This is a genomic window from Micromonospora sp. NPDC005161 (assembly GCF_053599855.1).
This window is the reverse complement of the sequence record NZ_JBSFYQ010000106.1, coordinates 1-4,314: the sequence shown is the minus strand read 5'-3', so window position 1 is coordinate 4,314 and position 4,314 is coordinate 1. Positions and strand designations below refer to the sequence as shown.

Here is a 4,314-nt window from a genome sequence, read left to right as displayed (position 1 = left end):
GCAAAGTCGTGAGGGGTGTCCGGCTTGAGGTGGTTGGTGTAGACGCGCCCTGGGTGTGGGTAGCGGGGCGGGCATGGCCGTTCCAGAAGATCATCGAGGTTCTCGAGGCCTGTTGATCTATCTGAAGTGAGCCATGCCCGCGTTGCCATCATCGCTGATCTCATCGTTGTCGACCGCACCGCCCGGGGTCTCTACCGTGGAGTCGGCTGCCGGCCTGCTCGCCGCGTTGGGTTCCCTGCCCGATCCCCGTGCCCGACGCGGAGTCCGGCATGCTCTGGTGACCGTGGTCGCAGCGGCGGTGTGCGCGGTCGTTGCCGGTTACCGCTCGTACGCGGCGATCGGTGAGTGGGTCGCTGATCTACCTGCTGATGCCGCGGCCGTGCTCGGGATCGACACGGACCGGCGGCCGTCTGAGGCCATGATCCGCAGGCTGTTGCAGGCCTTGGACGCTGACCGGCTGGCCGTGGTGATCGGCGCCTGGCTCGCCGCGCAGATTCCCGTGCCGGCGGCGGGAACACGCCGGGCGATCGCCGTGGATGGCAAGACGTTGCGCGGCTCCCGGACCGGCGACAGTGTTGCCCGGCACGTCCTCGCCGCCTGCGACCAGGCCACCGGTGTCGTGCTGGCCAGCACCGACGTCGACGGCAAGACCAACGAGATCACCCGCTTCGCACCCCTGCTCGACCAGCTCGGCGACCTCGGCGAGGTCGTGGTGACCGCCGACGCGCTGCACTGTCAACGCGACCACGTCGCCTACCTCGCCGAACGCGGCGCCCACTGGATCCTCACCGTGAAGGGCAACCAGCCGAGCCTGCACCACCAGTTGGCCGCCCTGCCCTGGCGGGCCGTCGCCGATGCAGACCGCGGCACCTGCCGCGGCCACGGCCGCCGGGAGATCCGCACCCTGAAAATCCTGTCCGTCTCCACCGGGATCGACTTCCCGAACGCCGCCCAGGCCATCCAGATCCGCCGCCGCCGGCGCCGGCTCGACCAGCCGAAACGCTTCACCACCGAGACCGTCTACGCGATCACCGACCTACTCGTTCACCAAGCCAAACCGGCGCAACTCGCCGCGTGGATCCGCGGTCATCGGTCGATCGAGAACAAAGTCCACTGGATCCGCGACGTCACCTACGACGAAGACCGATCCCAGATCCGCACCGGCACCGGGCCGCAGGTCATGGCAGCCCTGCGCAACGCCGCCATCGGCGCACTACGTCTGACCGGCGTCACCAACATCGCCGCCGCCAACCGCCACCACGCCCGCGACAGCAACCGGCCACTGGCCCTACTCGGCATCACCTGACGACTTTGCCGGGGCCCTGCCTCACTGGAGGGCACAAAGCATCCCGACCGCGACGCTCAGTTCCGTTAGGGCGTGCAGATGAATAACATGCCGATTTCGATTCTGGCACATGCTGATGTGGTAAGGACTCGCTGGACCTGCGCAAACAGGCGACCGGCCTCGCAAGTACAGGGAGAGGCGACTTCCCGCCAGAGGCATCAGCTCCGCAGGTCAAGAACGACTACCACGACTGACGCGTCTACATTCGGAATCCGCGTGTTAATCCTCTGCAGGCCCTTAGAACCCTTGGATGCGAGGTAATCATGCTTGTCTCGGATCACCTCGCATCCAAGGGTCGCGGTCATGAGTGATAGCCGGAGAGGACGGAGTCGACACCCTCGTCCACGACCTGCCGTCCGCGGGTAACCATGAAGGTCGGCGGCTGCTCGCTGCCCCGCCAGCCGCTCACATCCGTCCCGCTCGGCGCGTGCTTCGCTATGAAGTCGGCCATCGTGGTCAGCAGCTCGGCGGTGGTCACCGGGGTCCAGCCGTGTGGCTTGCTCAGGCCGTAGATGAACTGGAAGTCCGGCTGCGGCGAGGTCAACGTGTTCGTCCTCTGTTCGAAGAACTCCACGGCGTTGGCGAGGAAGTACGTGTCTTCGGAGCCGACGTAGAGCTGCATTCGGCCGGCGATCTTCGGGCCTAGCGTGTTCCACCTCGCCGTGATCACCGACGAGAGGTCCCAGTGCTGCTGCCAGTATGCGGCCACGTCGTGGTCGATGACGCCGGTCTCCTTGTCCCAGATCGGCGCGGGGTAGCCATCCTTGCCTTGCGGGCTGAAAAGCGCCTGCCAGATGTCCCATGTCCCGTGGCTGCGGCCCCGCGACGCGACGGTCCTTTCATAGGCGTTCTCCTGGCCGACGGTCCAAATCGTGTCGCCGCTTATCTCCCGGGCCCCCGGGCGCGGCACCCGCACCCAAGGGTTCTCGGTGAAAAATGCGTTCGGGTCGGAATAGATGTTGATATGTTCGTGCGCTCGGAAATCAATTGGGTCGGGGTACCCGACCCAAGCACCGGCATAGGTGTCGGGATAGAATACGAGGGCCGCCGCAGCGATGTACCCTCCGGTCGATCCGCCCTGTATCGTTCGCCCCCATCGCTGTCCGATCGTCCGGAAGGCGCGGTCGATCGCCGGAATGAGTTCTTGGTCGACCGCGTCGCCGTAGGGGCCGATATTGGCGGAGTTCACGTGGTAGGAGTCGTCGTAGAACGGATTCTCGCTGCGCACCACCACGGAGATGAAGCGTGCCGCGTTCTTCGACACCCACCATTTGGAGAAGTCGTTGCCGAGTGATTCGTCGAACCCGCGCGGATTGCCATTGCTGAGCGGGTAGTGCACGGCCGCCAGATCCATCGGATACCGGACATTGCGGTTGGCCGGATCGTCGTATCCCTCTGGGAGAAGCACGTCGGCGCCGAGATAGACATCGCGTCCCCAGAACGCGCTGAGTATCGTCGACCGGATCTTCAGGTGCTTGACGTGCTTGGAGTCCTGCGGATTTCCTTGCTGTCCGGTACCACCGGGCGGGATGGTACCGATCGGACCGATCACCTGATTGAGCGTAAGCTGGATGGTCGCGGAAGAATTGCCGTTGATGTGCACCGTGCGTGGCGTGGAGTAGACGTTTCCCGGTGAATGCCAGATGTCACCGCCATCGCCGTTCGGCCAGTGCACCTGAATCACCGATCCGTCCGAGCGGTGATCGGTTTCGTACGTGTTGAAGAATCCTTGAACCACGTACTCGCCGGATGGGACATCGGCGAAGGTCGCAAGTGGATACCCGACGACCTCGTCGTGCGATGAACTGAGCACAACGGGCCGACCCGGCTTCAAGTACGCGACGTCCATGCCGAATAGCGGCACGCTGCTGTTCGTATCGCGCACGTTGTCGCGCGGCTCAGGGCGGGCGGCGCTCAGGTCGGAAGGCCGGGCGATGATGACGAAGGCGCGGCCGGGCCCGGCCGCGAGGTCCGTCTTGGGCGCCACCGTGAGGGCGAACGCCGGGCCGGGCTTGGACGCCGTTCCCGGCCGGGCTGGCGGTGCCGCCTCGGCCGTGTCCACACCTGTAAATGCCGCCAGCCCGCCGGCAGCGGCGGCGACCGATCCGGCCAGCATCGTGCGACGTCTCAGCAGTCCCGGCGTCGTATCGCCACCGGCAGAGCCTGCCTGCGCGTCCTTGTTTGTCCAGCGCGCCGTACCCATCGCGCACACTCCCCATAGTTGTGTCTCGACGAGGCCACGTCGGTGACCCACGCTCCCGTCCCAGCGGCGGGGGTGCGGGCAATGTTGCTCTCGCTGAACCTCCGAAGCTATGGACATTTGTAGGGCGCACGCGCCTTTCAGTCCAACGTGTGTCTATTCTCAAGCTCGTCGGCGGATGTTGAGGTGGGTAAGGCGGTCTGGGTCGGTGATTGGTTGAGGCAGCGGCCGGAGTGGCCGTGCGTTGACGATGCCTTGGTGCGGCCGATGCGCGTTGCAGAAAGCTTCGTACTGGCGAAGGGCGTGCAGGAGATGCCGCTGCTTCCAGATCAGGGTGCGGTCGAGTAGTTCGTGGGGCAGGTCCGTACCCACCGTTCCATGATCGCGTTCATCCGAGCCACCGATGGGGCACCGCCATCTACAAGGCCAGCAACAACACCTACGAAAGCCAGATCTGGTTCAGCGGCACCACCGAAGAAGCCCTCGACTTCGTCTGCGACGTCCTTGTCAGTCCCATCACTGGGTAACCGCATCCGAGCAGGGACCGTCAACCCCCGAAGGACTTACGAACTGGAGCACTTAGCCTCGATCATTCGCGGGGCTGACGTGGTGGCGCCGCCCGCCTGGTTGCATCGCAGTTGATCGATGCTGGGTTCGGGTGGGCGTGGTGTTTGCAGGGCGATTGCGTAGTCGGGCGGTAGGGCTCTGAGCTGGGGACCTGTGGAGTGAATGGCCTCTGTGGAGGCGAAGGGGGCGGGTGAGATCGCAT

General features: G+C 65.1%; 2 protein-coding genes. One reads left to right on the top strand and one right to left on the bottom strand.

From position 1 onward, the window contains the following. Positions 1-196 precede the first annotated feature (196 nt). Positions 197-1,306, top strand: a complete 1,110-nt coding sequence (locus ACWD5O_RS36940) for an ISAs1 family transposase (protein WP_450088153.1) — start codon at positions 197-199, stop codon at positions 1,304-1,306. A gap of 340 nt (positions 1,307-1,646) precedes the next feature. Here the strand turns inward: ACWD5O_RS36940 and ACWD5O_RS36935 are convergent, their stop codons facing one another. After that, complete coding sequence (locus tag ACWD5O_RS36935) at positions 1,647-3,548, bottom strand: alpha/beta hydrolase-fold protein (RefSeq protein WP_450088152.1); 1,902 nt, start codon at positions 3,546-3,548, stop codon at positions 1,647-1,649. Positions 3,549-4,314 lie beyond the last annotated feature (766 nt).